26 protein-coding genes are annotated in these 26,598 nt (G+C 31.3%); all 26 read right to left on the bottom strand.

From position 1 onward, the window contains the following. Window positions 1-103 precede the first annotated feature (103 nt). Complete coding sequence (locus tag CPJCM30710_RS04555) at window positions 104-1,882, bottom strand: bifunctional homocysteine S-methyltransferase/methylenetetrahydrofolate reductase (protein WP_212902995.1); 1,779 nt, start codon at window positions 1,880-1,882, stop codon at window positions 104-106. A gap of 308 nt (window positions 1,883-2,190) precedes the next feature. Beyond that, a complete protein-coding gene (locus tag CPJCM30710_RS04560) occupies window positions 2,191-2,955 on the bottom strand; it encodes a MerR family transcriptional regulator (protein ID WP_212902996.1) in 765 nt (254 codons plus the stop codon). A gap of 205 nt (window positions 2,956-3,160) precedes the next feature. Next, window positions 3,161-4,996 (bottom strand): GTP-binding protein, encoded by a 1,836-nt coding sequence (locus tag CPJCM30710_RS04565; RefSeq protein ID WP_212902997.1) that lies wholly within the window; start codon window positions 4,994-4,996, stop codon window positions 3,161-3,163. Between the two features lie 14 nt (window positions 4,997-5,010). Further along, window positions 5,011-5,811: a sulfate adenylyltransferase subunit CysD gene (gene cysD, locus CPJCM30710_RS04570; RefSeq protein ID WP_212902998.1), complete on the bottom strand. Its 801-nt coding sequence runs from the start codon at window positions 5,809-5,811 to the stop codon at window positions 5,011-5,013. 74 nt (window positions 5,812-5,885) lie between these two features. Beyond that, window positions 5,886-6,626 carry an ABC transporter permease gene (locus CPJCM30710_RS04575; RefSeq protein WP_246503455.1) on the bottom strand — a complete coding sequence of 247 codons (741 nt, stop codon included), beginning with the start codon at window positions 6,624-6,626 and terminating at the stop codon, window positions 5,886-5,888. After that, entirely contained in the window at window positions 6,592-7,431 is an 840-nt protein-coding gene (locus CPJCM30710_RS04580) for an ABC transporter ATP-binding protein (RefSeq protein ID WP_212902999.1), read from the bottom strand. Before CPJCM30710_RS04580 ends, CPJCM30710_RS04575 begins: the two co-directional genes overlap by 35 nt. Before the next feature lie 28 nt (window positions 7,432-7,459). Beyond that, complete coding sequence (locus CPJCM30710_RS04585) at window positions 7,460-8,488, bottom strand: aliphatic sulfonate ABC transporter substrate-binding protein (RefSeq protein WP_212903000.1); 1,029 nt, start codon at window positions 8,486-8,488, stop codon at window positions 7,460-7,462. Window positions 8,489-8,508: 20 nt separating this feature from the next. Next, complete coding sequence (locus CPJCM30710_RS04590; protein WP_212903001.1) at window positions 8,509-8,823, bottom strand: 4Fe-4S dicluster domain-containing protein; 315 nt, start codon at window positions 8,821-8,823, stop codon at window positions 8,509-8,511. Beyond that, window positions 8,807-10,495: an adenylyl-sulfate reductase subunit alpha gene (locus tag CPJCM30710_RS04595; RefSeq protein WP_212903002.1), complete on the bottom strand. Its 1,689-nt coding sequence runs from the start codon at window positions 10,493-10,495 to the stop codon at window positions 8,807-8,809. The genes CPJCM30710_RS04590 and CPJCM30710_RS04595 overlap by 17 nt, the downstream gene beginning before the upstream one ends. Before the next feature lie 4 nt (window positions 10,496-10,499). Beyond that, window positions 10,500-11,093 (bottom strand): adenylyl-sulfate kinase, encoded by a 594-nt coding sequence (gene cysC, locus CPJCM30710_RS04600; RefSeq protein WP_212903003.1) that lies wholly within the window; start codon window positions 11,091-11,093, stop codon window positions 10,500-10,502. A 424-nt stretch (window positions 11,094-11,517) separates the two neighbouring features. After that, window positions 11,518-12,789 (bottom strand): PDZ domain-containing protein, encoded by a 1,272-nt coding sequence (locus tag CPJCM30710_RS04605; RefSeq protein ID WP_212903004.1) that lies wholly within the window; start codon window positions 12,787-12,789, stop codon window positions 11,518-11,520. A 14-nt stretch (window positions 12,790-12,803) separates the two neighbouring features. Then, window positions 12,804-14,060 carry a S41 family peptidase gene (locus CPJCM30710_RS04610; protein ID WP_212903005.1) on the bottom strand — a complete coding sequence of 419 codons (1,257 nt, stop codon included), beginning with the start codon at window positions 14,058-14,060 and terminating at the stop codon, window positions 12,804-12,806. A 181-nt stretch (window positions 14,061-14,241) separates the two neighbouring features. After that, window positions 14,242-15,132, bottom strand: coding sequence for a permease-like cell division protein FtsX (gene ftsX, locus CPJCM30710_RS04615; RefSeq protein ID WP_212903006.1), 891 nt, complete (start codon window positions 15,130-15,132; stop codon window positions 14,242-14,244). Further along, window positions 15,122-15,808 carry a cell division ATP-binding protein FtsE gene (ftsE, locus tag CPJCM30710_RS04620; RefSeq protein WP_212903007.1) on the bottom strand — a complete coding sequence of 229 codons (687 nt, stop codon included), beginning with the start codon at window positions 15,806-15,808 and terminating at the stop codon, window positions 15,122-15,124. Before ftsE ends, ftsX begins: the two co-directional genes overlap by 11 nt. A gap of 295 nt (window positions 15,809-16,103) precedes the next feature. After that, the gene (locus tag CPJCM30710_RS04625) at window positions 16,104-16,949 is read right to left on the bottom strand and encodes a YitT family protein (RefSeq protein ID WP_212903008.1); all 846 of its coding nucleotides are present in this window, start codon (window positions 16,947-16,949) and stop codon (window positions 16,104-16,106) included. Window positions 16,950-17,065: 116 nt separating this feature from the next. Next, window positions 17,066-17,920: a YitT family protein gene (locus tag CPJCM30710_RS04630; RefSeq protein ID WP_212903009.1), complete on the bottom strand. Its 855-nt coding sequence runs from the start codon at window positions 17,918-17,920 to the stop codon at window positions 17,066-17,068. 53 nt (window positions 17,921-17,973) lie between these two features. Next, window positions 17,974-18,828 carry a YitT family protein gene (locus CPJCM30710_RS04635; RefSeq protein ID WP_212903010.1) on the bottom strand — a complete coding sequence of 285 codons (855 nt, stop codon included), beginning with the start codon at window positions 18,826-18,828 and terminating at the stop codon, window positions 17,974-17,976. Between the two features lie 458 nt (window positions 18,829-19,286). Continuing rightward, complete coding sequence (locus tag CPJCM30710_RS04640) at window positions 19,287-20,231, bottom strand: transketolase family protein (RefSeq protein ID WP_212903011.1); 945 nt, start codon at window positions 20,229-20,231, stop codon at window positions 19,287-19,289. Beyond that, window positions 20,231-21,076: a transketolase gene (locus CPJCM30710_RS04645; protein ID WP_281413952.1), complete on the bottom strand. Its 846-nt coding sequence runs from the start codon at window positions 21,074-21,076 to the stop codon at window positions 20,231-20,233. Before CPJCM30710_RS04645 ends, CPJCM30710_RS04640 begins: the two co-directional genes overlap by 1 nt. A 283-nt stretch (window positions 21,077-21,359) precedes the next feature. Next, window positions 21,360-21,713 (bottom strand): type II toxin-antitoxin system PemK/MazF family toxin, encoded by a 354-nt coding sequence (locus tag CPJCM30710_RS04650; RefSeq protein WP_212903013.1) that lies wholly within the window; start codon window positions 21,711-21,713, stop codon window positions 21,360-21,362. 8 nt (window positions 21,714-21,721) lie between these two features. Then, entirely contained in the window at window positions 21,722-21,964 is a 243-nt protein-coding gene (locus CPJCM30710_RS04655) for a hypothetical protein (RefSeq protein ID WP_212903014.1), read from the bottom strand. 117 nt (window positions 21,965-22,081) lie between these two features. Beyond that, window positions 22,082-23,239, bottom strand: coding sequence for an alanine racemase (gene alr / locus CPJCM30710_RS04660; RefSeq protein WP_212903015.1), 1,158 nt, complete (start codon window positions 23,237-23,239; stop codon window positions 22,082-22,084). A gap of 35 nt (window positions 23,240-23,274) precedes the next feature. Next, on the bottom strand, window positions 23,275-23,889 hold the full coding sequence (locus CPJCM30710_RS04665) for a germination lipoprotein GerS-related protein (RefSeq protein WP_212903016.1): 615 nt from the start codon (window positions 23,887-23,889) through the stop codon (window positions 23,275-23,277). 160 nt (window positions 23,890-24,049) lie between these two features. Continuing rightward, window positions 24,050-25,549, bottom strand: coding sequence for an NAD(P)H-hydrate dehydratase (locus CPJCM30710_RS04670; protein ID WP_212903017.1), 1,500 nt, complete (start codon window positions 25,547-25,549; stop codon window positions 24,050-24,052). Beyond that, window positions 25,512-25,925: a holo-ACP synthase gene (acpS, locus tag CPJCM30710_RS04675; protein WP_212903018.1), complete on the bottom strand. Its 414-nt coding sequence runs from the start codon at window positions 25,923-25,925 to the stop codon at window positions 25,512-25,514. The genes CPJCM30710_RS04670 and acpS overlap by 38 nt, the downstream gene beginning before the upstream one ends. Before the next feature lie 325 nt (window positions 25,926-26,250). Continuing rightward, complete coding sequence (locus CPJCM30710_RS04680) at window positions 26,251-26,577, bottom strand: DUF6514 family protein (protein ID WP_212903019.1); 327 nt, start codon at window positions 26,575-26,577, stop codon at window positions 26,251-26,253. Between the last annotated feature and the right edge of the window lie 21 nt (window positions 26,578-26,598).

Genomic DNA, 26,598 nt, shown 5'->3' on the forward strand with positions numbered 1-26,598 from the left:
CATCTTGTTATCACTCACCTTAAGGTGAGTGATACAATTCTTTATAATCTGCATTTACTTTAAGGGAGTACTTTGCTTTTTAACAAGTTTCGTTATTTACCTATTACTTAATTTTATTTAATACCTTCATTACCATTTCAATTCTATTAAATGGAGTAATTAAATATATACCATCAACATATTTTTTTATTCTATTTCCAATTTCTACAGCTAAATTAATACCTACTTCTTCTGCTTCTTCTTTTGTCATGTCCTTATCAAATCTATCAATATAAGTCTGAGGTATATGTATACCTGGTACTTCATTGTTTAAAAATTGGGCATTTCTATAGCTAACTAAAGGCATTAGCCCACCTAATATTTTAATATGTTTTTCTCTTTTCATATTAGATAAATATTCTATTACCTTTTCATCAAAAATAGGCTGAGTAAGGAAGAATGTTGCTCCTTTTTCTACCTTTTTAAACATTCTAGATAGTTCAATATCTTTATTTCGAACATTTAGATTAAGAGCGCCTCCAATATTTATTTTATCCTCTGCGAAAACCTCTTTATTCATTTCCGATATAAGATCTATCAACTTAAAGGAATTTAAATTAAACACACTTTTAGTACTTAGTTTACTCTGATCTGAAAGTGGATCACCTGTAACTGCTAAAATATTTCTGATTCCTTCAATATGAGCAGCTAATAAACCAGACCTTATTGCATTCTGATTTTTATCTCTACAACAAATATGTGGCATTGTATCTATTCCAATTTCTCTTTTAATTTTTGCAGCAATCATAATAGAATCTACTCTAACTTTTGACATAGGTGAATCTGCTACTGTTATTAAATCTACACCATTTTCTTTAGAGATTTTAGCTCCATGGATAATTTTATCTATGGAAGTATCAAACGGTGGGTCTAATTCAACAGCAACCACAAATTCGTTCCTTAAAAGCTTATCTAAGAAAGTATTACTTTTCTTGTCTACTATTACTGCTTCTGCTGTTTCTGTTGGAATATCTATATAACCATCCCTTGACTTTACCTTTAATCTATCTACAATCTTTTTTATATGAGAAGGTTTTGTACCACAGCAGCCTCCTATTATTTTAACTCCTAAATTCTTAATATCTGCCATTATGTCTGCAAAATAATCAGGATTGTTAACATAAACCGTTCTTTCATTTATAAGTTCAGAATATCCAGAGTTCGGCAGTACAGATACAATCTCATTGCTTATATCTAGCTTCTTAAGTATTTTATGTAAATGTGTTGGTCCTGAACCGCAATTAAATCCGTAAGCATCAATACTTCTTAATGATTTAACTTCATTAACGATTCTATTTACACTAATACCCTTTCTCGTAAATCCATCAGGGGTGATTGCAAATTGAGTTAATATAAAAGCTGAGTTATTCTTTTGTTTTATATATTCTGAAATTTCCTTTATATAATCTACACTACTAAATGTCTCAAATATGAATATATTAGTACCTAATTCCAAAAATGTATCAACTATAAACTTATACTCTTCTAAAACATCTAGGTTATCTTTTTCAAAACTTGCTTCATATATAGGACCAATGCTGGCAGCAACAAATACATCTTTTCCTTCTGCTGCCTGCTTAGCTATTACATAACCCTTCTCTATCAGTTGTCTTACCTTTTTTCTTGATATACCTAAAGTTATAGTATTAGCTGAGAAAGTATTTGTTCTAATAAGTTTAGCCCCTGATTCAATGTAATCCATATGAATCCTTTTTATTATTTCTGGCTTATCTATATTGGCAAATTCACAAAAGGATATATTATCTCCTGTTATTTCCGAATAATATGTTCCCATTGCTCCATCTGTGATTAAAATATTGTTTTTTAAATATTCACGTATCATGTATTATCTCCACCTTAAAAAAATTAGATAGTAAACAACATAGATAACATTTTACAATATTCGTATTTATAAGTGAATACTATTTGTAGATTTATAATTAAATATTAATATTCTAAAGCTAGATAGGTATCAACATTTCTAGGTTGTAACCATACTTTACCTCATAAGATAATAGGAGCCTATTCAATTTTAGTCAGATTTCACATTGTGAAATGGCAGCATATAAAAGAACTCACCAAAAATTGATGAGTTCCTTCGTATATTAATACTCTATTAAAAGTTATTTAACCCTTAACTATTAAATCTTACTACTTTAGATTATCACAATAATATTGTATAGCTTCACTTAAAAACTTAGCTAATCCTAATTTGTATTTATCGATATTAGCAGTAAATCGCTCGTCATAAACATATAACTCTCCAAGCCCTCTGAAAATCTCAGGAGTACAGTTGTAGAAGCTATCAGTAATATACTGCCTCTTTTCCGCAACAAGTTCTTGTACCTGTGGATCAGAAGGATCTTTATCCATTAATACTGCAAGCTTTTTATAGATTTGATCTCCTTTTGCCATTATTCTAGCCCAATCATCTTTTGTATACTTTGAAGTCTTTTTTTCACTTTCCTTATATGCATCTGTATTTCCGTATTTTTGCTTTGTCTCCTCAGCGTATTTTTCCTTATGTCTTTCTATTTCAGTCATATCAAATCCATCAAACATTTCCTTCTTATTCATTTCTATTCCTCCTTCAATTGATTCTATAGTCTTATCTATTGATTTAATTATCTTTTCAAGTCTCTTCTTTTTTTCTAGCAATAATTCTCTATGAGTTATTAATGTCTGTTTTCTATCAAACCTTGGATTATCTAAAATATTCTTTATTTCCTGCAGGTTAAAATCAAGCTCTTTAAAGAATAAAATTTGTTGTAACCTTTCAAGGTCTCTACCTGCATAAAGTCTGTACCCAGCCTTAGTTACAGATTCTGGTTTTAAAAGACCTATTTGATCATAGTGATGCAGTGTACGTACACTTACTCCCACCATATCAGCTACTTCCTTTATTTTGTAAGACATAAACGCATCTCCTTTATTACTTATTAGCTCTAAAATACACTTAGGAGTATTTGCTGTTATTTATCCTGTAAGTTTATGATAATCTATAACCTAACGTTAGAGTCAATATATTATCTTAAAAATTTTTTACTACTTTTACGTATAAAAAAATAGGATAAATAGTTCTCCTGAACTATTCATCCTATTATATATATCTACCCTTATTCTAGTACCCTAATAACTCCAGTATAGCCTCAGCCTTCTTATCTGAATTAAATTCAGCATCATCTATATATACTGATGTTACAGGATATTCTGATCTTTCATATTCAAATGAGCTATCGCTGTCTTCATTAAATGCACCAGCATTTCTTTTTTTGCATACATCCATTGGAGCATCTACATGAACTTCAACATAAGTATTCTTACCTATTATATTTCTAGCATATTCTCTATCTTCTTTGAATCTGCTTACTGAAGTTACTATAGTAATTAATCCACTGTCTGCAAAGAGGTTAGCTACTTCTGCTATTCTTCTAGTTTGCTCATGAGCATCTTTCTCTGTAAATGAAAGATCTGAGCTTAATCCAAATCTGATATTTGAAGAATCAATATAATATACTTTCTTACCTTGTTCAAATAGCTTCTTCTCAAGCTTAACTGCAATCTCATTCTTACCACAGCCTGGTATACCAGTAAGCCATACTACTTTACCCTTTTGTCCTAAGCTGTTTTCTCTATCATGTCTAGATACAAGTCTCTTTCTTATTCTTATATTCTTACTGCTTACCTGCTTTATATCTCTCTTTAATGAATCTTCAACACCTGAAATAATTCCACCACCACTAGTGTCATAATTATCTATGATTACAAATCTTCCTAAAGATTGGACATCAGCAAATTCATCAAAGCATATAGGATACTTTGTTTTTATTGTAACTTCTGCTACGTCATTTTTCTTTATTGTGTCTGAGTTATCACTATTCTTTAGTGAAACTGCATCTATTACTTTATTTATAGAATATACTTCAAACTCCACTTCTTGAGTTGATAGTTTTAACTTGTATTTCTTATCTTTTACAAGTGGATTTTTACCAAGCCAGAATACACTTGCATTGAAGAAGTTAGCTACTGTAACAGGAGTTCCTTTATGACATATAACTTCTCCTCTTTTATTGAAGAATTCATCTTCTACAGTTATACCTACAGACATACCAGCTGATACTTTGTCTGCTTTATCTTTCTCCTGCCAGCTTTCTATGGATTTTACTCTAGTAGTTTTACCACTTGGGTATATTACTATTTCGTCTCCTGCTTTTAATGTTCCTGACTCTATTCTTCCTGCTATGATTCTTCTGTTGTCAAATTTATATACATCTTGAATAGGGAATCTAAGAACTCTTTCTTCAATTCCTTTTTCCTTTTCAACTTTGTCCATGCATTCTAATATAGTATCACCGTTATACCAAGGCATATTTTCTGATCTTGATACCATATTTTCACCATAAAAAGCAGATATAGGTATATACTTTTCAGGGTATACATTTAAATTGTTTAAGAATTCATTAAATTCAACCTGAAGTTTTTCAAATCTTTCTTGTGAATATTCCACTAAGTCCATTTTATTTACAATTACATATACTTTTCTTATACCTAAAAGAGATAATATATATCCATGTCTCTTAGTTTGTTCTTGAATACCTTCGTTAGCATCTATTAATAAGAAGGCTGCTTCTGCACTAGCTGCTCCTGAAATCATGTTCTTTAAAAATTCTTTATGTCCTGGAGCATCTATTATCACATAATCTCTTTTCTTAGTAAAGAATTGAATCATAGTTATATCTATAGTGATACCTTGTTTTTGTTCTTCTTCAAAAGCATCTAAAAGATATGCATATTCAAAGGATTTTCCTTTTTCTTGTGATATTTTCTTTACTTTTTCAATAGCTCCTTGTGGAAGTGAATCAGTATCAAAAAGAAGTCTTCCTATAAGAGTTGATTTTCCGTGATCCACGTGTCCTACTACAACTATATTTAAATTTTCTCTATTGTTATCTTTCAATCCTTACACCCCCACTACATATATCCGTTCTTTCTAAGTTTTTCTAAAGCGTGAGCATCCTCTTGGTCTTGAGCTCTACCACTTCTTTCAGTTTCTTTAGTATTCTTTAACTCTTGTATAATATCGTCAACTGTAGCTGCATTTGATTCTATAGGAGTTGTACATGGAGCACATCCTAAGCTTCTATATCTCTTTCCATTCTTAGAGAAATATAAGTCAACTACTGGTATGTTTTCTCTTTTAATGTATTCCCATATATCAATTTCTCTCCAGTTTATAATTGGATGAACTCTTATATGGTTACCTTTCTTGAAGTCTGTCTTAAATTGATCCCATAATTCTGGTGGTTGATCTGTATAATCCCATTCTGACTCTGAATTTCTTTCACTAAAAACTCTTTCCTTAGATCTTGATCCTTCTTCATCTCTTCTTATACCAACTATAAGACCTTCAAACTTATGATCTTTTACTACTTGTTGAAGTCCCTCAGTTTTTAAAGCCTTACAACAAACTAATCTTCCTGCATGTGGTCCCATACCTTCTTCTAAAGCTTTTTTATTTGTGTTAACTATTAAATTTAAGTTATAGTCTTTAGCAACTTTATCTCTGAATTCTATCATTTCTGGAATCTTAAATGTTGTATCCACGTGAATAAGTGGGAATGGGCAATTTCCAAAAAATGCTTTTTGAGCAAGCCACAACATTACAGTTGAGTCCTTCCCAATTGACCAAAGCATTCCTAACTTACCAAAATGCTTATATGCTTCTCTCATTATAAATATGCTTTCTGCTTCTAATCTATCTAAGTGATCCATGTTTATGCCTCCTGTTTTAATTATTAATTTCGTTACTCAATAACAACTTTATAAATTAATCTAAAAGATTTTTATTATCTTCTTTCTAGACCCCATTTATATCTTACATTTTTCTCCAAACTGTCAAATATAAGTTTATCGATAACTAATCCTAATACAACTATTACTATCATTACAGCCATAACTTGATTTATATCTCCAAGTTCTCTTCCTACCACCAAAACTTGGCCTAAGCCTTTTGTAGCAGATAACATTTCTCCTGACATCAACGCTCTCCATGCAAATGACCAACCTTGTTTCATTCCTGTAATTATAGTTGGAAGTGAAGCTGGTGCAATTACGCTACCGTACAATCTAACACCTCTTGCTCCCATAGTTCTAGCTGCTTTAAGGTAAATTGGTTCTACATTTTTTATAGCTGATACTGTAGCCATAGAAACTGCAAATATTGACCCAATTGCTATTACAAATATAATTGCACTCTCATTTAATCCATACCATAAAATTGCAAAGGGAAGCCAACAAATACTTGGAAGAGTTTGCAACCCTAGGATAAGTGCACTCATGTTTTCATCTATATATTTATACCTAACAATCAAAATACCCAAGCTTACTCCTATTACTAAGGATATTGCATATCCTATAATAAGCCTTTTAATACTAGCTACTATAGCAATAGTTATTGTATTATCTTGAAAAAGAGCTACCAATGTTTTAAAAACATCAATGGGAGAAGGAAAAATATATGGCTTCCATATCTTTAAGTAGTCAACTCCTACCTTATAGACCAATTCCCACATCATTATTAGAATCATAAAGAATAGAATCTTTTTCAATACTCCAGTCACTGTCGTATTCAGCCCTTGCAACCTTCTCCACCTCCTCCTTAAGCTCCTTCATTACTTTGGAAACAAAGTAGTTTAAATCAGCACTATCTAAACTTCTAGGTCTTGCTAATCCTATTTCAAACTCTGCCTTTACTCTTCCTGGATTAGCAGCCATAACTATTACTCTATCAGCTAAAAGTACTGCTTCCTCAACATTATGAGTAACAAAGATAATAGTTTTTTTCGTTTCCCACCAAATCTTCTGTAGCTCAATTTGAAGTATGTTTTTTGTCTGACTGTCTAGTGCCGAAAAAGGTTCATCCATTAGTAATACCTCAGAATCTAATGTTAGTGCTCTTGCTAAAGCAACTCTTTGCCTCATTCCACCAGACAATTCATGTATATAAGAATTCTCAAATTTAGATAAGTGAACCATTTTCAGATATCGTCTTGCCTTTTCTCTTCTTTCTTCCTTTGGTACACCTGCTACTTTCATCCCAAACTCCACGTTATCTATGACCTTAAGCCATGGGAATAATGCTGATTCTTGAAACATTACTGCTCTATCTGGTCCTACACCCTTTATCGCTTCACCATTTAATAAAACTTTACCTTCTGTTGGTTTCTCAAGACCTGCAATAACATTTAACAAAGTAGATTTTCCACATCCTGATGGCCCAAGTAAACATATGAATTCACCAGTTTTAAATGAAAGATCAACCCTATCTAAAGTATGAGTGTTCTTATGCCTAGTCATAAATCTCTTACTTATGCCTTCAATTATCAAACCCAACTTCCTTCACCCCCTATACAAATATATTTTATTGAATTTGCTGCTGTTCTTTCTCTTGCAAAACTTTATTTAATAAATCCAAATTTAATAAATTATCAATATTAGGCTGCTGTCTTATATAACCAGCCTTAACGGACAACTGCACCATATCATTTATTGCTTCACTTTCTGGATTATTTGTAATAGTAAGTCTCCTAAATGAAGCATCTAACACATCATCAGGTAGAGATTGCTTAGTTAAGTCTACAATCTGCTTATTTACTAGCTTCTTTGCCTCGTCTTGATTTTCATTAATATAGTCTGTTAATTTAATATGAGTTCTCAAGAACTTTTCCACAACATCAGGATGATCTCTTAGATACTCTTTTCTTACTACTAAAACAGTAGTAGAATACTTTCCATCTCGCCAAACCTTATCGAAATCCAGCACTACATTAGCTCCTATTTCTTTAACTAATCTAGCTCCCCATGGTTCTGGAACTAGAGCAGCATCAATCTCTCCTTGATCCAGTAAAGTCTTAATATCAGAATTATTCGCCTGTACTATATCCACAGTTCCACCTTTAGTTTTATCTTTCAATCCAGCTTCCTGAATTAAGTTTCTTAAACTTAAATCCTGGGTATTACCATACTGTGGAATAGCTATTTTCTTATCGCTTAACTCTTTAATATCTCTTATTAATAATCCTTTTCTAGAAACCAATATTGCTCCTGCATCTGCAGCTCCAGAGATTATTTGAATTTCTCCTTTAGACTTTACGTATCCATTAATAGCAGGACTAGGTCCTATATATCCGATATCAACTTCTCCTGCTAATAAAGCCTCTAGTTCTGATGAACCTGAGTTAAATTGTTTCCATATAACTTTATTACCTTCACCTAAAGCTTGTTGAAACACACCCTGTTCTTTTCCAATTAAGGCTTGAGAGTGGGTTAAGTTAGCAAAAAAAGCAACCCTTACAGTTGAGTCTTCACTTTTGTTTTTAGATGAACATCCCGCAATTAAACCCAAACTAATAACGGTAAGTAAAATGAATACTCCCTTTTTTATCTTCAACTACACTCCCCTCCCATTGCTTAATATTTGTTGGATTCTTTTCTATTTATTTTTAAAACACTCTCATGACCCTCTTTATTGACAATATGCCAATTTAAAAAGTTTTTATCTTTCTTTGTGTATAAGTACGATCCATTTCCTCCTATGTCTGGTCCTAAATAGTACTTAATAGCTTCAACCCCGCACTCCTTAAGACAAGCTGTGCATCCCCAACAATCTTTTTCGTATTTTATGTAAGCCTTATTATCTTTACTTTTATAAATTAAACTTCCGGGACAAACTTCTAAACATTTTCCACAGCCTACGCATTTATTAACATCAATTTTTATGCTCATAAACTTCATCCCTTCCAACAAGCTCTTTTAACAGTATCTTTACTTCTCCATCCTTATATATGGAATTTACATATTTAAGCCAGTTACTATCATCTTTTTCAGGATAATCACCATTTTGTTGATAGCATCTCCATCTAGTTTCTGTTCTAGCTATTAAGTGAGCTATAAGTACCTTTGAAACATATAGTCTGTCTATTATTTCATAAATAAAAAGTAATTCATGTAAATCTCCAGCTTTAAGTTTTTTGCTTATTTCAATAAGTTCATCAATTCTTCTTTGAGCTATTGAAAGTTTATTTCTAGTGTATACATAATTTTGAGATATACCTCCGCCATACTCATCCATTATCTTTTGCATAGCTTGTTCTACTTGTTCAATTGTATACAGTTGGTCATCATTTTCAAAAAAACTATTTATTTCTTCTAGCTTTTGCTCAATCTCTGCTTCATTTAGTAGTTCTAGTTTCACATCTCTTATGTACTGAACAGCATCAACTGCTGCTATTTCAGCTTCTGCAAAGCATCCTGTTACATACTTCTTAGGACTTCCACCTGCTACATCTCCTGCTGCATACAGTCCTTTTATTGTAGTTTTTCTATTAGTATCTACCCAATAGCCACTACCAGTATGGCCACCTACTATATAAGGTTCTGTTCCTTCTATTTCTACATTTTCACTAGATGGTGATGTATTGTTTTCCACCCACTTTAGTGTTTGACTAGGAGCCATATTTAAATATGCCTTAAATAAGTCACTTGCCTGTTCCTTACTTATACCTTCAGTCTTTAAAAAACAAGGTCCATTACCATTTAAGTTTTCCATAACTGTTGAATACAGTCTGTTAATAGTAGTTGGTTTTCCGTACTTTTGTACGTAATATTCTCCCCTACCATTTACCTGCTCTGCTTTTACTCCTTGCCCAATGGTTCCTGTTGGAGCTATAGTATCCTTACATCTAAGAGCTATAAATCTCATTTCAAAAGTAGTCATCTCTGCACCAGCTCTTATTCCCATAGCATATCCTGACCCTACATTGAAAGGGCTGTACCACATCTTGTGTCTTGAAAATGTAGGATTATTAGGCTTATATATACCTGCTGCTCCTCCAGTTGTGCAAATTACTGCTTTAGAGTGAATTACATAGAATTCTTCTTCTTTAATAGAAAATCCGTAAGCACCAATTACTTTTCCGTCTTTTACTATATAGTCAATTATGTTCACACCATTTAAAACCTGCACATTATCATGCTTATGTACTTCCTGTGCTAATAGAGGTTTTATGTTTTCTCCATTTATCTTTACACTTCTTTTTCCTCTTGTTACATACTTGCCATTCTCATCTTTTAATATCGGCAATCCGCATTCTTCTATCTTTGCAGTAACTTTGTTTAATCTTTTAGCAATTGAATAAACTAAGTCTTCTCTTACAACTCCTTCAAACTCCCTTTTTACATAATCTACAAAGGATTCTGGAGTTTCCTTTTCAGTAATATACGCATTTAATGCATTTACTCCTGCTGCAAGACATCCACTTCTCTTTATATTTGCTTTTTCTGCAATTATCACCTTTGCATCTGTATTCTCTGATATAGTGAGAGCAGCATAGCAACCGGCTGCCCCTCCTCCTATAATTAAGACATCACTAGTTAAAACTTTATTTTTTAATTTCATATACTTATCCTCGCTTTTCAAGGTAACTTATAACCTGATCTGCACAATCATCTATAGATTTTAAATAAGTTTGCAAAGTTATTTCAGGATCTAATGGTGCTTCATAACTGGAATCTATACCTGTAAAGTTTTTAATTTCTCCATTTCGAGCTTTCTTGTAAATCCCCTTTGGATCTCTTTCTTCACATACTTCAATAGGACAATCTATATATACTTCTATAAAATCTTTCCCTAAAAGTTCTCTAATCTTAGCTCTTTCAGCTCTAAAAGGAGATATAAAGGTTACAATAGTTATTACTCCTGTATCAACAAATAATTTTGATACTTCTCCAATTCTCCTTATATTTTCAACTCTATCCTCATCACTAAATCCAAGATTTGCAGATAATCCATGCCTTATATTGTCTCCATCCAAAATATAGGTTAACTTCCCTTTTTCATTAAGTCTTTTTTCTAGTGCAGTTGCTACGGTTGATTTTCCTGAACCAGATAAACCTGTAAACCAAAGTACAACTCCCTTTTGATCTAAAAGTTTTTCTCTATTCTCTCTATTAACCTTAGTCTCATGCCAAACAATATTATTATTTACCTCTCCCATAAAACCACCTCAAATCAAATACTTTTACTTATTTTCAATAACTAATAATTTATGTCCATTAAAATTTATATCTACTCTTCTGCCTTGTTTAATTTCCTACCATTCTTATAGGAAAACTTATGTTTATGGCATTATAATATCATTTCCAATCATCAATGTCAACCTAGTAAATACACATCGGCTAAACTTTACAATTAGTTAACAAAAACAACCTACCATTGATAATCTATTATCTTATCTATCTAGACTTAACTAAAAATAAACATTATTTAAAATAACTCTAAGCAGGCATCGAGCCTACTTAAGGTACACAATCAGTTGTGAAGTTATGTATCTATAGATTAAGTGAGATTTCACTTCATGAAATGACAGCAAAAAAGAGCAACAAAAAAAGATGCCTGATTTATTTAGGCATCTTTTTTTGTTACTCACCTTTATTTTTAAGCTTATCCAAAATTTCGTTAAAATCTTTTTTATCTAGATTAATAATATCTTCAGTTTTTACCATCTTAGGCACAAGCACAACACCTATTCTTTTGTTTTCATTCGCTCTTAGACTATAGCTTGTGATATGACCTTTTCTATCTCTTATTTTCATTTCCATATCTAAATAACTTTCTTTTATTCGATTGTAAGCATCTATCTCACTAAGAACCTTTTCTTCATTAATTTCTATTACCTTATCTCCACTTTTTATACCCGCTTGAAAGGCTGGTGAGTTTGGTGCAACTTCTAAAATAGCAATTCCATCATCATCACTTATATAAAGCGGATTATCTTTTTCCTCCAGCTTATTTTGTAATATGATCATTAACTCATGAGTTAATGGCACAATTATAACTGCTACAAGCTGCCCAGCTACACCAATCTTACCAAGCTGAGCTACTGCAATCATAAGCAATCCATAGATAGCAGTTAAAATTCCTGAAGTATATATCTTTTCTTTTTTGCTTTTAGTAAACGTCACTGAGGCATATCCTAAAACACCATAAAAAGGCATTAATGTAATTATAGCCATTGCTATAGCTTTTATGTAAGAAGGGCTTTGAATCAGTGGCCACCATGATGGATTTCCTATCTGTTCTGTAGCTACATCAGCAGTACCTGTTACTATTAATATTACTGATACAGGTATTGCCCAATATCTTTTAAATGCAAACCCGCCAAGTATTTTCCCATCCTTATTTGTAAAGACAGGAATTGACCCTCTAGCTCCATCAGCTATAATTAATAGGCCTTCTATAAAGTGAAGTACTCCAACAAAAGTTATTAGTGAAATTATATTTACATTAATTAAGGCTTGTGTTCCTAAAGATGCATAAGCACTATTTAAGCCAATAGAAATTAAGCCAAGTATTGATGAAGAATAAGCAAAGCAAAAAAATCTTGGCTTATAAAACATCAACAATAGTGATATCATAAAAAGAATTTCTATACCTGAGTTTTCATCGAATATTACTCCTAAATATGTAAGCATTATGCTTCCTATAGCTCCTGCAAAAATTCCCAGTACTAATTGAGATAGTGTAAGTTCTAGGGAAGAGTTAAAACTCTCCCCAATAATCATTTTTTGTACAAATGACGTTTTTTTATTCTGAAGATAAAACATTACCCCAATTATTATTAAAACAAAAGCATATGAAGGCCCCACAATTGCATAAGCTACGGATCTTAGTGTATGTATTGCTAAATCCATGTGGATAAGTCCTCCTATTTTATTTTTTCATTTATTATCTCTAAGGCTTTATTGAACTGTGGATCCTCTCCTCTATTATAAGACTTAGATAGTAACTCTTTTGGATAATCAACCTCAACATCTGGTTTTATACCCTTCTTATGAATATTCTCTCCGTTTGGAGTATAGTATTTTGATATAGTAACTTTTAGCGCTGTACCATCTGTCTTATCTGGAAGGACTACCTGAACTACTCCTTTTCCAAACGTTGTTTTTCCTACTAATGTTCCTATCTTATAATCTCTTATAGCACCTGAAACAATTTCTGAGGCACTAGCTGATCCCTCATTTACTAAAACAACTAATGGCATACCTATAGCTATTCCACCCTTAGAATTACTTTTATTCTCAGTTTTATACTTATCTATTGTTGAAACAACAGTCTTTCCTTTTGGTATAAAGTTAGATACCACATCAACACATTCATTTAGATATCCACCTGGATTTCCTCTAAGATCTAGAATTAATGCCTTCATCCCTTTATCCTCAAGTTCCTTAAGTTTCTTTTGGAAATCTTTTGCGGTTTCCTGTTCAAAACCATTTATTTGTATGTAGCCTATTGTTTTATCAACAATCTCACCTTTAACAGAGATCATTTTTATTACATCTCTCATAACCTTTACATCAAAAGTTCCTTTTCCTTCTCTTGAAATAGCTAGTTTAACCTCAGCCTTCTCTTTCCCTTTCATTAAGGAAATAGCTTTATCTAACTCTTTTCCTGATACATCAGTGTCATTAACCTTAAGTATTACGTCACCTGGAATTATACCAGCTTTTTCTGCAGGTGATCCCTCAATAGGAGCTACAACTGTAACCTTATCATCCTTAACTCCTACTTGAAGTCCTAAACCCATATAACTACCTTCACTTTTCTCCTCAAAGTCTTCATACTCCTTCTTACTCATAAATACAGTATAAGGATCATTTAATGAAGCAGTCATACCTTTTATAGCGCCTTCTACAAGCTGATCTTCATCAATATTACCATCGTAGTATTTATATAAAGTACTTCGAACATCAAATAACTTCTTAAACTTTGAAACATCATTTATTCCTTGCAAAGATTTTGCAACATCTGTATCTGCAGCTGCTGGAGTAAAACCTTTTAAAGCCAAAGCATTTCCTACGTAAAAGGAGCTTGCATTAGTTACTACAAAAACAAGTACTATAAGAAGTACACTCCCAATCTTTTTCAGGTTATGCTTTTTTCCCTCTTCATTCTCCTTGTTCATTAGATTCACCCTTTCTAAAGTAACTAAAGATAAACAAGTTCAATCTTAAAGAAATTTGAGAAAATATCTTTACTTAAATGTTTTTTCTCAAAAATTCTAAGTCTGATTGTAAACTTGTTTATCTATCTAGCCTTATATTTATATTCTTATCTTATTAAATTATTCTATTCTTACTTTATGATTATACTACCAGGAACTTCCTTAAGGCAATTATACTACCAAATATACCTATAATTGTTCCAGAAAGGATGAACTGCCATGACATTGTTGAAAGTACATATATTGGAGACATTAATTGAACTGTAAATAAGTTTACAGTAATTTTTTCATATACTCCCTTATATGCAAAATAAAGTGCTATGTCTGATAAGATAGCTCCTACCACTCCAATTGTTATACCTTCAAGTATAAATGGCCATCTTATAAACCAGTCTGTTGCTCCCACAAATTTCATTATTCCAACTTCTCTTCTTCTTGAATATACTGTTAATTTTATTGTGTTTACTATAAGGAATAATGATACGAATATTAATATAATAAATATAGCTACACCAACCCATCTAACTGTTTTGGCAAAGGAAGCAATCTTATCTATTAATTCTTGATCATTACCTACACTTTCAACACCATTCATGTCTTTTACTGTATCGGATACAGTCTTTGAATCGTCCGGCGTATTAAGTTTTACTACAAAGGAACTTGGAAGAGGATTATTCTTATCATCATATCCTTCTAAAATACTTGCATTGTCATTAAGCTGCTGCTTGAATCTACTAAGTGCTTCTTGCTTTGATTCAAAAACTACATCCTTAACTCCATTAGTATCTTTAAGTTTGGTTTCCACATTCTGTTGATCACTTGTACTTATATTATCTTTTAAGAATACTTTTATCTCAACCTTTGATTCTACATCTTTAACACCTATATTTATGTTAATAGCTGTTAGTAAGAAAACTCCAAAAACAAATAATGTAGCAAGAACAGTTGCCATCGAAGCCAAACTTATAGTTGAATTTCTTTTTAAGCTCTTAAAGGCATCTGAAATGAAATATTTACATGTACTAATCTTCATAGATATATCTACCTCTCTTTTCGTCTCTTACTATTGTACCTTTCTCTATTGCAATAACCCTCTTCTCCATTTCATTAACTATTTCCTTTGCATGAGTTGCCATAACTACAGTAGTGCCAGCCTTATTTATGTCATCGATAATACCCATGATGTCCTTTGCTGTTTCTGGATCAAGGTTTCCTGTAGGCTCATCAGCAATAAGCACTTGAGGATTATTAACTATAGCTCTTGCTATTGAAACTCTTTGTTGTTCTCCCCCCGAAAGTTGATTCGGGAACATCTTATACTTATCTGATAACCCCACTAATGCTAATACTAAAGGTACTCTTTTTCTTATTTCTTTTGGTGGTGCTCCTACAACTCTCATAGCAAAAGCAACATTTTCATAAATATTAAGAGTAGGTATAAGCCTAAAATCTTGAAAAACCATACCTATCTTTCTTCTATAAAAAGGTATTTGTTTTCTTTTTATAGCAGAAAGATCAGTACTTTCCATCAGGATTTGTCCTGAACTTGGTTCAACTTCCTTAAGAAGCATTTTTATAAAAGTTGATTTACCAGCTCCACTTGGTCCAACTAAAAAAACAAATTCTCCTTGTTTAATTTGCACATTTACATCGCTAAGAGCTTGTACATCACTCTTATAAACTTTGCTAACATTTTTAAATTCTATCATATAAACAACTCCTTAAAAGTGTTTTTTCGACTGTAAGACATTTTTTAGTCTATTAATATACAAATTAATTATAACATATGTGTCAAATGTATAAAGTTTAATTTTATGAACTCTTTATTAACTTCCTCAAAGAATTAAATACAATTGGTATGCCATAATGAACAATTTATGATACTTGTAACAATTATTTTTACTTAATTTCTTAAATTTTCTAATAAAAAAATACACATTAATTTAATAAAAAGTTATTAAGGTAGTATCCTCTAATTAGTCTATCAAATTAGAGGATACTACCTTATTCCACCCACTCCTTGAAGCCTTCTCCCAGAACCTCCCTTGTATCAGTTACGGTCATAAAAGCTCCTGGGTCAAGTTCTTTTATTTTATTTTTTAGTAGTATAAATTGCCTTCTATTAATAACAGCATAAATCATTGTTGTTTTTTCTTTTGTATAGGCTCCCTTTCCATCAATAAAAGTGCACCCTCTTATTAAATCATCGATAATAAATTGTGCTATTTCTTCACTCTTAGTGCTTATAACAAAAACAGTCTTGCAAAGATTAAATCCTTCTATAACCTTATCAATAAGTGTTCCTGTTATAAATACACTTATAAGTCCAAACATTCCCTTTTCTACACCAAAAGCATACACTGCTAAAAGAGTTACAATAAAATCTGTTATGAGAAGGGATCTTCCTATATCAATATGAAAATATTTATTAAGTACTTTTGCAACAATAGAAGTACCTCCAGTTGATGAATTATTGTTAAATATTATAGCTAATCCTACCGATTGAATAGCACTCCCAAAAACTGCTACCAAAACTAGGTTATCTGTTATAGGTGTAGGTTTTACAAAACTATCAAAAAACCAAAGAAGTACAGAAAGACCAAATGTAGCATAAATGCTCTTAGTTCCAAAGCCTCCACCTATTAATAAAAAAGCTAAAGCAAACAATACTATATTTAAAATAATCATTAATGCTCCAGCAGAAATTCCTGTAAGCTTGTTAATAACAATAGCAAACCCTGCTATTCCTCCTGCTGCTACACCATTAGGATAAAATAAATATTCAAGGGAAATTGTAATTAGAACCATCCCTATAGTGATAAAAATATACTGCTTAATAATATTTTTCATTTACTTATGCCTCTCTGTGAACTACCTCCACTTATATAAGTAGATGGCTTCATCGTCACTACGCTCACCTTAGAGAATAATGCGAGTATTTCGTCCATTAAGGTTAAAAAGACCTCTTATATATTATCAAACTCTTTAAATCCTTCCCCTAATACTTCATACACTTCTCCAACAGTAATAAATGCTTTTGGATCTATTTCTCTTATAAATTCTCTAAGTTTAATAAACTCTGTTCTTCCTAGAACAGCATATAGTACAACAGTTTCATCTCCAGTATATCCTCCAACACCTTTTAAAAGAGTACATCCTCTTTCAAGCTTATGAATAATATACTCACTTATTTCTTTATTTTTAGAACTCATTATAGTAACTTCCTTACAGATATTAAAGCCTTCTATTACTCTATCAATAGCTAATCCATTAAGTATTACACAAAGAAGAGCATAAAGCCCTATATCCAAACCAAATGTTATTGCTGCTAAAAGGGTTACTATAAAATCTACCATTAAAAGAGACTTTCCTATGTCAGAATGAAAAAACTTATTTAAAATTTTAGCTAATATGTCTGTTCCTCCTGTAGATGCATTAACATTAAATATGATAGCCATCCCTATAGCTGATAAAAAAGTTCCAAAAATAGACGCAATAATTAAGTCTTTTGATAATGCTATTGGATTTAGGACCTTTTCAATAAACCATAAGACAAAAGAAAGACCAAAGGAAGCATAAATGGTTTTTGCTCCAAAATTCCCCCCTATAAATATAAAAGCAATTACAAAGAGAATAAGGTTCATAACCAACACTAAAACTCCAGTAGTTAAAAAAGGCATATAATGATTTATGACTATGGCAAGACCCGTTACTCCTCCCGCCGCTAAATTATTAGGTACAAAAAAGTACTCAACTGATATAGCTACTAATATAATTCCTATGGTAATTAAACTATAGTCTTTAAGCAGTTTAGCTGACATGGTTTTCCCTTCTTTCTCAATAATCATTTTTATCTTTTCACAAAATATACTTTTTATCCATTATGTATATTTTTAAACCCCTGTCCTAAAACTTCACGAGCATCACTTACTATTATAAAAGCATCTTTATCTACTTTTTTTATGTAACTTCTAAGCCTTATTAGTTGTGTTCTATCCATTACACAGTAAATTACTTCATTATTATTTCCTGTGTATCCTCCCTTACCTTCAAAAACTGTACATCCTCTGTCTAAATCCTTAACAATGTATTCTCTTATTATGCCGCATTTATTTGAAAATACCATAACAGACTTAACAGAATCAAAACCTTCTATAACCTTATCAATTATTATTCCATTTAATAAAACAGTTACTACTGCATAAAGACCTTTGCTTAAACCAAAAGTTAAAGCACCTGCTATAACTACAATAATGTCTACAGCTTGTATACACTTACCTATTTCTATATGAAAAAACTTATTTAATATTTTTGCTAAAATTGTTGTTCCTCCAGTAGAAGCATTTTGAGAAAATGTAATTCCAAGTCCTATTCCTAAAAGCAATGTTCCTATTACGACTGATAACATAATATCATCAGTCACTGCGTGTGGCTGCATAAACTTCTCTATAAACCACATTGCCCCTGAAAGTCCAAAAGCTGCATAAATAGTCTTTGCTCCAAAACTACTTCCCAAGAATAAAAATGCTATACCAAATAGAATCACATTCATAATCATCATCGATAATCCCATCGAAAGAGAAGGTACATAGTGATTTATAACCATAGCTAAACCTGTTATTCCTCCCCCAGTAATTTTAGCTGGTACAAAGAAATACTGAACTGATAATGCCACAAGTATAACCCCTATTGTAATTATTAAAAACTCCTTAATATTTTCCTTCAACATTTACACCTCCATTTTTTTCAACTTACAACAAATAAGTTTTTCATTAAATATGTAGTTTTAAAAAAGCATAAAACTATTTTGTGTAATTAATTAAAGATAAAATTATTTATCGTTAATATTATTTTATAAAAATAAAGATATCACATATACTTGATATTTTACAACTTGTAAAGACTTGATTTAATCATTTAAATATAAATTCAGTTATAAAGTTGTGTACATATAGCTTGAGTCAGATTTTACTTCGTAAAATGAAAGGAAATAAAAAATTCAGATTTTAAAATATGTGAAAACCCCTAGGAGATAATCAAGCTAATAGGTCAACCTAATCTTTAGTAAGTTAATCTATAGATAATTATAATTATCAACACTTAGTTCTCAAATCTAAAATCTGAATTTCTATAATTTTATTAAGTTTTCAAGTAAAGTATCAATTATTAAGGTTTCTAAAACTTAATTTATTTCTTAAGAGCTATAACCTTTTTTACTGCTTTAATTATTTCATCTGAAGTTAATCCATAAGCTTTTAAAAGTTCATCTGGCTTTCCGCTCTCTCCAAAAGTATCCTTAACACCTATTCTTAGAACTGGTACTGGACATTCCTCAGCTACTACTTCACAAACTGCTGAACCTAGTCCTCCAATTATATTGTGCTCTTCAGCAGTTACTAGAGCTCCTGTTTCCTTAGCAGCCTTTAATATTATTTCTCTATCAATTGGTTTAAGGGTATGGATGTTTATTACTGCAACATCTACCCCTTCAGCCTTTAAAGTTTCTTGGGCTTCAAGTGCTGCTTCAACCATTATACCTGTAGCAATAATAGCAGCAGAATTTCCTTCTCTTAGAATAACACCCTTACCAATTTCAAACTTATAGTCTGCTGAATCATTTATAGTAGTTACTGCTAATCTTCCAAGTCTTACGTAACATGGTCCATTATATTCTGCTACTGCCTTTATTGCAGCCTTTGTCTCTATATCATCTGATGGATTTATAACTGTCATATTAGGAACACTTCTCATAAGAGATAAATCCTCTATTGCTTGGTGAGAAGCTCCATCTTCGCCTACTGTAAGCCCTGCATGTGTAGCACATACCTTTACATTCAATTTTGGATAACATATAGAGTTTCTTATTTGTTCAAAAGCTCTTCCTGCAGCAAACATAGCAAAGGTACTAACAAATGGAATTTTCCCACAAGTTGCAAGACCTGCTGCTACACCCATCATATTTCCTTCTGCTATACCCATATTAAAAAATCTTTCTGGACAAACATCCTTAAAGTCTGCAGTCTTTGTTGATTTTGAAAGGTCTGCATCTAAAACTACTACATTTTCATTTATCTTGCCAAGTTCAGCTAATGCCTTTCCATATGCTTCTCTAGTTGCTATTTTCTTTGCCATTAAACTTCCCCTCCAATTTCATTTAAAGCTTTTTCGCATTGTTCTCTATTTGGTGCTGTACCGTGCCATGAAGCTTCATTTTCCATGAAGGAAACTCCCTTACCTTTTACTGTCTTACATACTATAACTGTTGGCTTATTCTTTGTACTCTTAGCTTCCTCAATAACGTTAATTAATCCTTCTATGTCATGGCCATCTGCATTTATAACATGCCATCCAAAAGCTTTAAATTTCTCATCGATAGGTGCTGGATTCATAACATCTTGAATCTTACCATCTATCTGCAATCCATTAAAGTCTACAAAAGCTGTTAAATTGTCAAGCTTGTAATGAGCTGCAGCCATTGCAGCTTCCCAAACCTGTCCTTCTTCAAGTTCTCCATCTCCTAAAAGTGTATACACTCTATAATTCTTTTTATCTATCTTTCCTGCTAATGCCATACCTACTGATGATGAAATTCCCTGTCCTAGAGAACCTGTTGACATATCTACCCCTGGAACATCATTCATATTTGGGTGTCCTTGAAGCATTGAACCAAATTTTCTTAAACCCTTAAGTTCTTCTACATTGAAAAAGCCTTTTCTTGCTAAAGCACTATAAAGTACTGGAGCAGCATGTCCTTTTGATAGAACAAACCTATCTCTCTCAGTATCGTTAGGGTTTTCTGCATTCACATTCATTTCATGAAAATAAAGTGTTGTTACTATGTCTGCTGCTGAAAGTGAACCACCTGGATGTCCTGAACCTGATTCAGTAAGCATGGTTACAATATCCTTTCTTATAACCTTAGCTATCCCTTTTAATTCTTCCACCTTATTACTCATAACAGACCTCCTATAGTTTATATTATCAATAAATATTATCTCTATTTTAACTTTTAATTATTTCCTTCTACAAAAAGACATTTTACCACATTTTTTTACATATTTATATAGAAATTTTAAAATATGCTTATTTAATATATTCTTATATCTAAAATAATATATCATAAATATATTATTATTAGATTATTTATATTATTAATAAACTAATAATGAGGCTTTAATCCTAAAACTACTACATAATATTAATAAGCAGCCTAAAACTATTATGTTCTAAACATAAAAAAAAGACGACATTTGTCGTCTTTTAATCTAATGCTAAACTAATTAATAAAGCTTTATTTACTTTTTTCATATCGTCATCAGTCATATGACCTATTTTTTCTTTAAGTCTTCTCTTGTCCAAAGTTCTTATCTGTTCTAGAAGCACAACAGAATCTCTGTTAAGACCATATTCCTCCGAAGATATTTCTACATGAGTTGGCAGCTTGGCTTTATTTATTTGAGACGTTATAGCTGCAACTATTACTGTAGGACTATACTTATTACCAATATCATTCTGGATTATTATAACAGGTCTTATGCCTCCTTGTTCAGAACCTATCACTGGACTTAAATCAGCATAAAAAATGTCTCCTCTTTTTACATTTAAAACTGTCATTACCTATATCACACTCCGAACAGCCATGACTCGTATTCAATTGTATCGTCGTAGTATGAAGATGACCCCATTTCTGCATATTCTAAATTTATGCTTGCCATTTCTTCATACCCACGTTTCATAGCATCAAAAAAATCTGAGCTTTCTTTCCCCTCAATATATGATATTATTCTCATGCAATTTAATTGACTATTATTTTCATAATATTCATCATTTATTTTACAGTTTTTCGTTTCCCTTGAATACGACATAATTTTCTCATCTCCCTATAAATGTAAAAAGAGTGATATATGTATAAATAAATTATATCAAATTATGTCATCGTGTCAAAGGATTTTCTCCTTTTGTTTATAAAAAACTACTTATTTTTACATATAGTTTCTTATTTTTACAATTTTATCTTCTTTCGTGTAAACTCTTGGCACTCTTTTACTGATCATGCAAACTACCTCATAGTTTATTGTTCCTATAAGTTCTGCAATATCATCGGCATTAAACTTAATACCATTTTGCTCTCCTATTAAAATAACCTCATCTCCAATTTTTACATCTCCAACTTCTGAAACATCTACCATACATTGATCCATACATATTCTTCCTACTACTGGTGCCAGCTTTCCATTGATTATAACCTTAGCCTTGTTAAACAAAAGTCTTGTATAACCATCAGCATATCCAATTGGAAGTGTTGCGATTATGCTTTCTTTCTCTGTTTGAAACTTTCTTCCATAACTTATGTACATACCTTTTGGCATCTTTTTAACATGTACGACGTTAGTTTTTAACGTTAATGCAGGCTTTAAATCTATCTTTTCTTTTATGATTTCATCAGAAGGATAATAACCATAGAGAATTATCCCCGGTCTCACTGCATCAAAATGAGTTTCTGGTAAATCAATTATTGCTGCACTATTAGCAGCATGTCTCAATTTTATATTTACTCCATGGTTAACAAGCTTATTATAAAAACTTGTATACTTTTCAAGTTGATTCATGGTGTAGTTCTTATCCTTTTCATCAGATGTAGAGAAATGAGTAAAAAGTCCAGCTATTTCTATATTAGGAAGCCTACTGATCTCACAAGTATCTTTAACACCCTGATCATCCGGAAGAAAACCTATTCTTCCCATTCCAGTATCAAGAGCAATGTGTACCTTAACAATCTTATTTAACTTTTGTGCTTTTTTAGATAATTCTTTTGCATATTCTAGGCTATAAACAGTTTGTTCAATATTGTTTTGGATTAAGTCTTTTGCAAAATCTAATGGAGTATATCCTAATATTATTATAGGTGCATTTATTCCATTATTTATCAACTCCAAGGCCTCTGTTATAACAGCTACAGCTAATTTATCTGCTCCATTTTTCAAAAGCACAGGAGCTACATCTAAAGCACCATGACCATATGCATCTGCCTTTACTACTCCAATAATTTCTTTGCTTTTAGCAACTTTTCTAATCTGCTTTATGTTATACTCTATTGCATCCAAATCTATTTCAGCCCAAACAGGTCTTATGTGGTTCATATTTTCACCTCTTACTGAAATTACTGTTTATTAAGCTACATTTCAAATAACTTCTTATCCAGTTTGTCTGCTTTTTTGTAATTGCTATAAATTATTCTCCCCCTTTCATTACCCCTTTTATCATAAATTATCATTTCTTTTGGGCTCTTTTTTTCTATATCTATAATAAAAACTTCTTTATAGAGGTTTTCATTCGAGCTTAATGTGCTAAATTCTAATACTAAAAATCTTTTTCCTTCAATATTGCTATAATGATATTTAAATTCTTCATCATGTATTATATACCTACCTATTTCATTAAGAAAGGCAAGTTTATAGAATTGATCAAAGTTATTATCCACTTCATAAGTATTATTACTTTTTAAGTCTTTTATAAAAATTTTATTATCTTTATAAATGAGGATTCTATCTTGTCCAAATTCTACTCTAGTACCTATAGTTCTGTCATAAAATTGTATACTTTGTTCTTTTATTTCTCCTCTAGCATTTTTAATTACGTAAGTTACCTCTGTTGTATATGCCTTTACATCTTTAATTTCATCTAATATTTCTTCTGGTGTAATTTTATATAATTTTTGATAAGCTGCAGCTACTGCAACTATACCAACTATAAAAAATAATAGTATTAATAATAGTCTATTTCTTTTCATAACGCCTCCAGAGAATTATGACTATACATTAATACTATTATTAACTACTAGATTTATTTATTCTAATTTTTAAATAACAAGTTTACAATTAAATTGAAAATCTTATAAAAACACTTGAAATCAAGACTATTTCTTCAAATCCATAAATAAGCTTTCTTATTTATTTAATAATATCTTTTATAACTTCTGGTATTTTATCCAACACATGACTTGCATTGACACAGTACATGTTTTCAGATAACTTTTCTCCTATATATCCATGGATAAAAGCAGAGATAACAGTTCCTTCAAAAGGTGCTAATCCTTGAGCTATTAAACCTGTTATTATTCCTGTTAGACAATCACCCATTCCTCCAGAAGCCATTGCACTGTTTCCAGTTGGGTTTATATAAGTCTTACTACCATCTGTAATTATAGTATTATATCCTTTTAATAGTACTACTATTCCATAATCCTTTGCAAACTGTTGTGCAACTTCCAAACGATTTTCCCTTATATATTCAATTGAATATCCAGTAATTCTTGCCATTTCCCCAAGATGAGGAGTGATTATTACTGGTGCTTTTCTTCCTTTTAATAAATCTAAATTACTTTTTAAAACGTTTATACCATCAGCATCTATAACAATAGGACAATTACTATTGATTAAAACTTCTTTAACTAAGGATAATGTATACTGGTTATCTCCCAGCCCTGGCCCAATGGCTATACAATTACTTTTTCTTATGTAATTTACGAGTTTCTCTATATCCTTATAACAAGATGTCATTGCTTCTACTAGCTTGACAGATAGTATTGACTGAAGTTCTTCTGAGGTACATAGAGTTACTAAACCAGCACCACATCTCACAGCAGCTTGAGTAGAAATATAAGCTGCTCCGGAAAAACCTTTAGAACCTGCTATAATTAAAGCTCTGCCATAATCACCTTTATGTGCATATACATCTCGTAAAGGTATATTATTCCTAACTACATTTTCTGTAGTAATGAAAACTCCTTCATGATATTTATCAATTATAAATTTTGGTATACCAATATCTTCCACTACAACTTTACCAATATACTTATAACAATTCCATTTTAAAAAACCTATTTTGTAAAGTTCAAAAGATACAGTTTTATTAGCTTCAATACAGTTACAATATACATTTCCAGTATTGCTATCCATTCCAGATGGTACGTCAATAGATAATATATATTTGCTGTTCTCATTTACTATTGAGATTATGTCTATATAAAATTTATCAAGTTTTCTTGAGAGACCTGTTCCAAAAAGTGAATCCACTGTCATATCACTATTCAGTAGAGCATCTTTTAAACTAGTACAATCCTCAATGTTGTTTAAATTATGTATTTTAACACCTAAATTTTTTAATATATTATAATTGGTTGCACAATCATCACTTAGTTTTTTCCCATCTGAAACTAGGAATACTTTAACACACTTTCCTTTAACCTTTAGATGTCTTGCTATAGCAAAACCATCTCCACCATTGTTCCCACTACCGCATACTACAACAAAATTGTGATTATTTTCTAAATCCATATGCTTTAAAACCTTTAAAGCAGCATTTTCCATGAGAACAATACCAGGTATTCCAAGGCTTTCTATACAAGCTTTATCAATATTTCTCATTATCTCTGATGTTGCTACTCTCAATTTCATCACCTTCCAAGACAGCATACGCTATGGCATCTTTCCTATTGTGTGAGATACTTATATGTATATTTTTAACCCCTCTTAATTCTGCTATAATTCTTGCTCTTCCTCGAAACCTTGCTATAGGTTTTCCAAGCTTATCCCTAAGTATCTCTATATCTCTAAACTCAAAGCCTCTTACCCCTGTGCCTAAAGCTTTACTAATAGCTTCTTTTGCAGCAAAGTTTCCTGCAATAACCTCTGATCTCATCCCTTTTTCGATAAAAAGTTTTACCTCTTCTTCTGTAAAAGCCCTTGAAATAAAGGATTTTGTTCTAACTACAGCCTTTTCTATTCTTTCTATTTCTATTATATCTACTCCAACTCCTAATATCATTGCCTTACCCCCAATGCTTTTTTAACCATAAATTATATATAAACTTATAACTAGCACATATCGCTGTTATCTATAAAAATATTTTACAACTAATTTATAGTTAATTCAAAAAGCTATAAATTACAAAAGGAATTTGGCATAAAACAATATCAACTATAGATGATAAAGATAAAAAAATTTATAATGAGATCTTATAGTTTTATAAAAAACCATTTAAAGCACAGATACTTGTGAATTTTACTAAAGCCTAAGTTTATCTGCTACTAACATTGATAATAAAATAAAATTAAGAGGAAAGTAGCGTTACTTTCCCCAGCTTATTTAACTAGTTTTTTATTGTATATGAAGAGTTTTCAAAATCCGCAACCCATTCATCTACTTTTTCACCTATAATATCAATTAAATGAATTGGTGAAACTTGATTTTCATAAAGCATTACAACAAGACCTCTAACCTTTTCAAGGTTAGGTGAAATTAACTTTACTCTATCTCTATCTATATTTACTATTATGTCATTTTTATAATCAGCTCTCTCTATTTCTATTCCATATGCATCATTACTTTTATAGCTATCTCTTATTAATCTGTAAGAATATGTGTAACTTATATTATCGCAATTAACTGATTTAATTAAATTTTCAACAACCTTCATAATTATCCCCCTTATAGCTAC

The sequence above is a fragment of the Clostridium polyendosporum genome (genome assembly GCF_018332455.1).
In the GTDB taxonomy this organism is placed as follows: domain Bacteria; phylum Bacillota; class Clostridia; order Clostridiales; family Clostridiaceae; genus Clostridium_AY; species Clostridium_AY polyendosporum.

What these genes read in the sequence shown, in the direction of transcription:
- CPJCM30710_RS04555 (WP_212902995.1), bottom strand. Translation starts at nt 1,882, where the DNA reads ATGATACGTGAATATTTAAAAAACAATATTTTAATCACAGATGGAGCA.
- CPJCM30710_RS04560 (WP_212902996.1), bottom strand. Translation starts at nt 2,955, where the DNA reads ATGTCTTACAAAATAAAGGAAGTAGCTGATATGGTGGGAGTAAGTGTA.
- cysD (WP_212902998.1), bottom strand. Translation starts at nt 5,811, where the DNA reads ATGGATCACTTAGATAGATTAGAAGCAGAAAGCATATTTATAATGAGA.
- CPJCM30710_RS04575 (WP_246503455.1), bottom strand. Translation starts at nt 6,626, where the DNA reads ATGATTCTAATAATGATGTGGGAATTGGTCTATAAGGTAGGAGTTGAC.
- CPJCM30710_RS04590 (WP_212903001.1), bottom strand. Translation starts at nt 8,823, where the DNA reads ATGAGCATAAAAATTGATGTTAATAAATGCGTAGGCTGTGGAAAATGT.
- CPJCM30710_RS04595 (WP_212903002.1), bottom strand. Translation starts at nt 10,495, where the DNA reads ATGAAATTAAAAAATAAAGTTTTAACTAGTGATGTCTTAATTATAGGA.
- cysC (WP_212903003.1), bottom strand. Translation starts at nt 11,093, where the DNA reads ATGGGAGAGGTAAATAATAATATTGTTTGGCATGAGACTAAGGTTAAT.
- CPJCM30710_RS04605 (WP_212903004.1), bottom strand. Translation starts at nt 12,789, where the DNA reads ATGGATTTAGCAATACATACACTAAGATCCGTAGCTTATGCAATTGTG.
- CPJCM30710_RS04610 (WP_212903005.1), bottom strand. Translation starts at nt 14,060, where the DNA reads ATGAACAAGGAGAATGAAGAGGGAAAAAAGCATAACCTGAAAAAGATT.
- ftsX (WP_212903006.1), bottom strand. Translation starts at nt 15,132, where the DNA reads ATGAAGATTAGTACATGTAAATATTTCATTTCAGATGCCTTTAAGAGC.
- ftsE (WP_212903007.1), bottom strand. Translation starts at nt 15,808, where the DNA reads ATGATAGAATTTAAAAATGTTAGCAAAGTTTATAAGAGTGATGTACAA.
- CPJCM30710_RS04625 (WP_212903008.1), bottom strand. Translation starts at nt 16,949, where the DNA reads ATGAAAAATATTATTAAGCAGTATATTTTTATCACTATAGGGATGGTT.
- CPJCM30710_RS04630 (WP_212903009.1), bottom strand. Translation starts at nt 17,920, where the DNA reads ATGTCAGCTAAACTGCTTAAAGACTATAGTTTAATTACCATAGGAATT.
- CPJCM30710_RS04635 (WP_212903010.1), bottom strand. Translation starts at nt 18,828, where the DNA reads ATGTTGAAGGAAAATATTAAGGAGTTTTTAATAATTACAATAGGGGTT.
- CPJCM30710_RS04640 (WP_212903011.1), bottom strand. Translation starts at nt 20,231, where the DNA reads ATGGCAAAGAAAATAGCAACTAGAGAAGCATATGGAAAGGCATTAGCT.
- CPJCM30710_RS04650 (WP_212903013.1), bottom strand. Translation starts at nt 21,713, where the DNA reads ATGACAGTTTTAAATGTAAAAAGAGGAGACATTTTTTATGCTGATTTA.
- CPJCM30710_RS04655 (WP_212903014.1), bottom strand. Translation starts at nt 21,964, where the DNA reads ATGTCGTATTCAAGGGAAACGAAAAACTGTAAAATAAATGATGAATAT.
- alr (WP_212903015.1), bottom strand. Translation starts at nt 23,239, where the DNA reads ATGAACCACATAAGACCTGTTTGGGCTGAAATAGATTTGGATGCAATA.
- CPJCM30710_RS04665 (WP_212903016.1), bottom strand. Translation starts at nt 23,889, where the DNA reads ATGAAAAGAAATAGACTATTATTAATACTATTATTTTTTATAGTTGGT.
- acpS (WP_212903018.1), bottom strand. Translation starts at nt 25,925, where the DNA reads ATGATATTAGGAGTTGGAGTAGATATAATAGAAATAGAAAGAATAGAA.
- CPJCM30710_RS04680 (WP_212903019.1), bottom strand. Translation starts at nt 26,577, where the DNA reads ATGAAGGTTGTTGAAAATTTAATTAAATCAGTTAATTGCGATAATATA.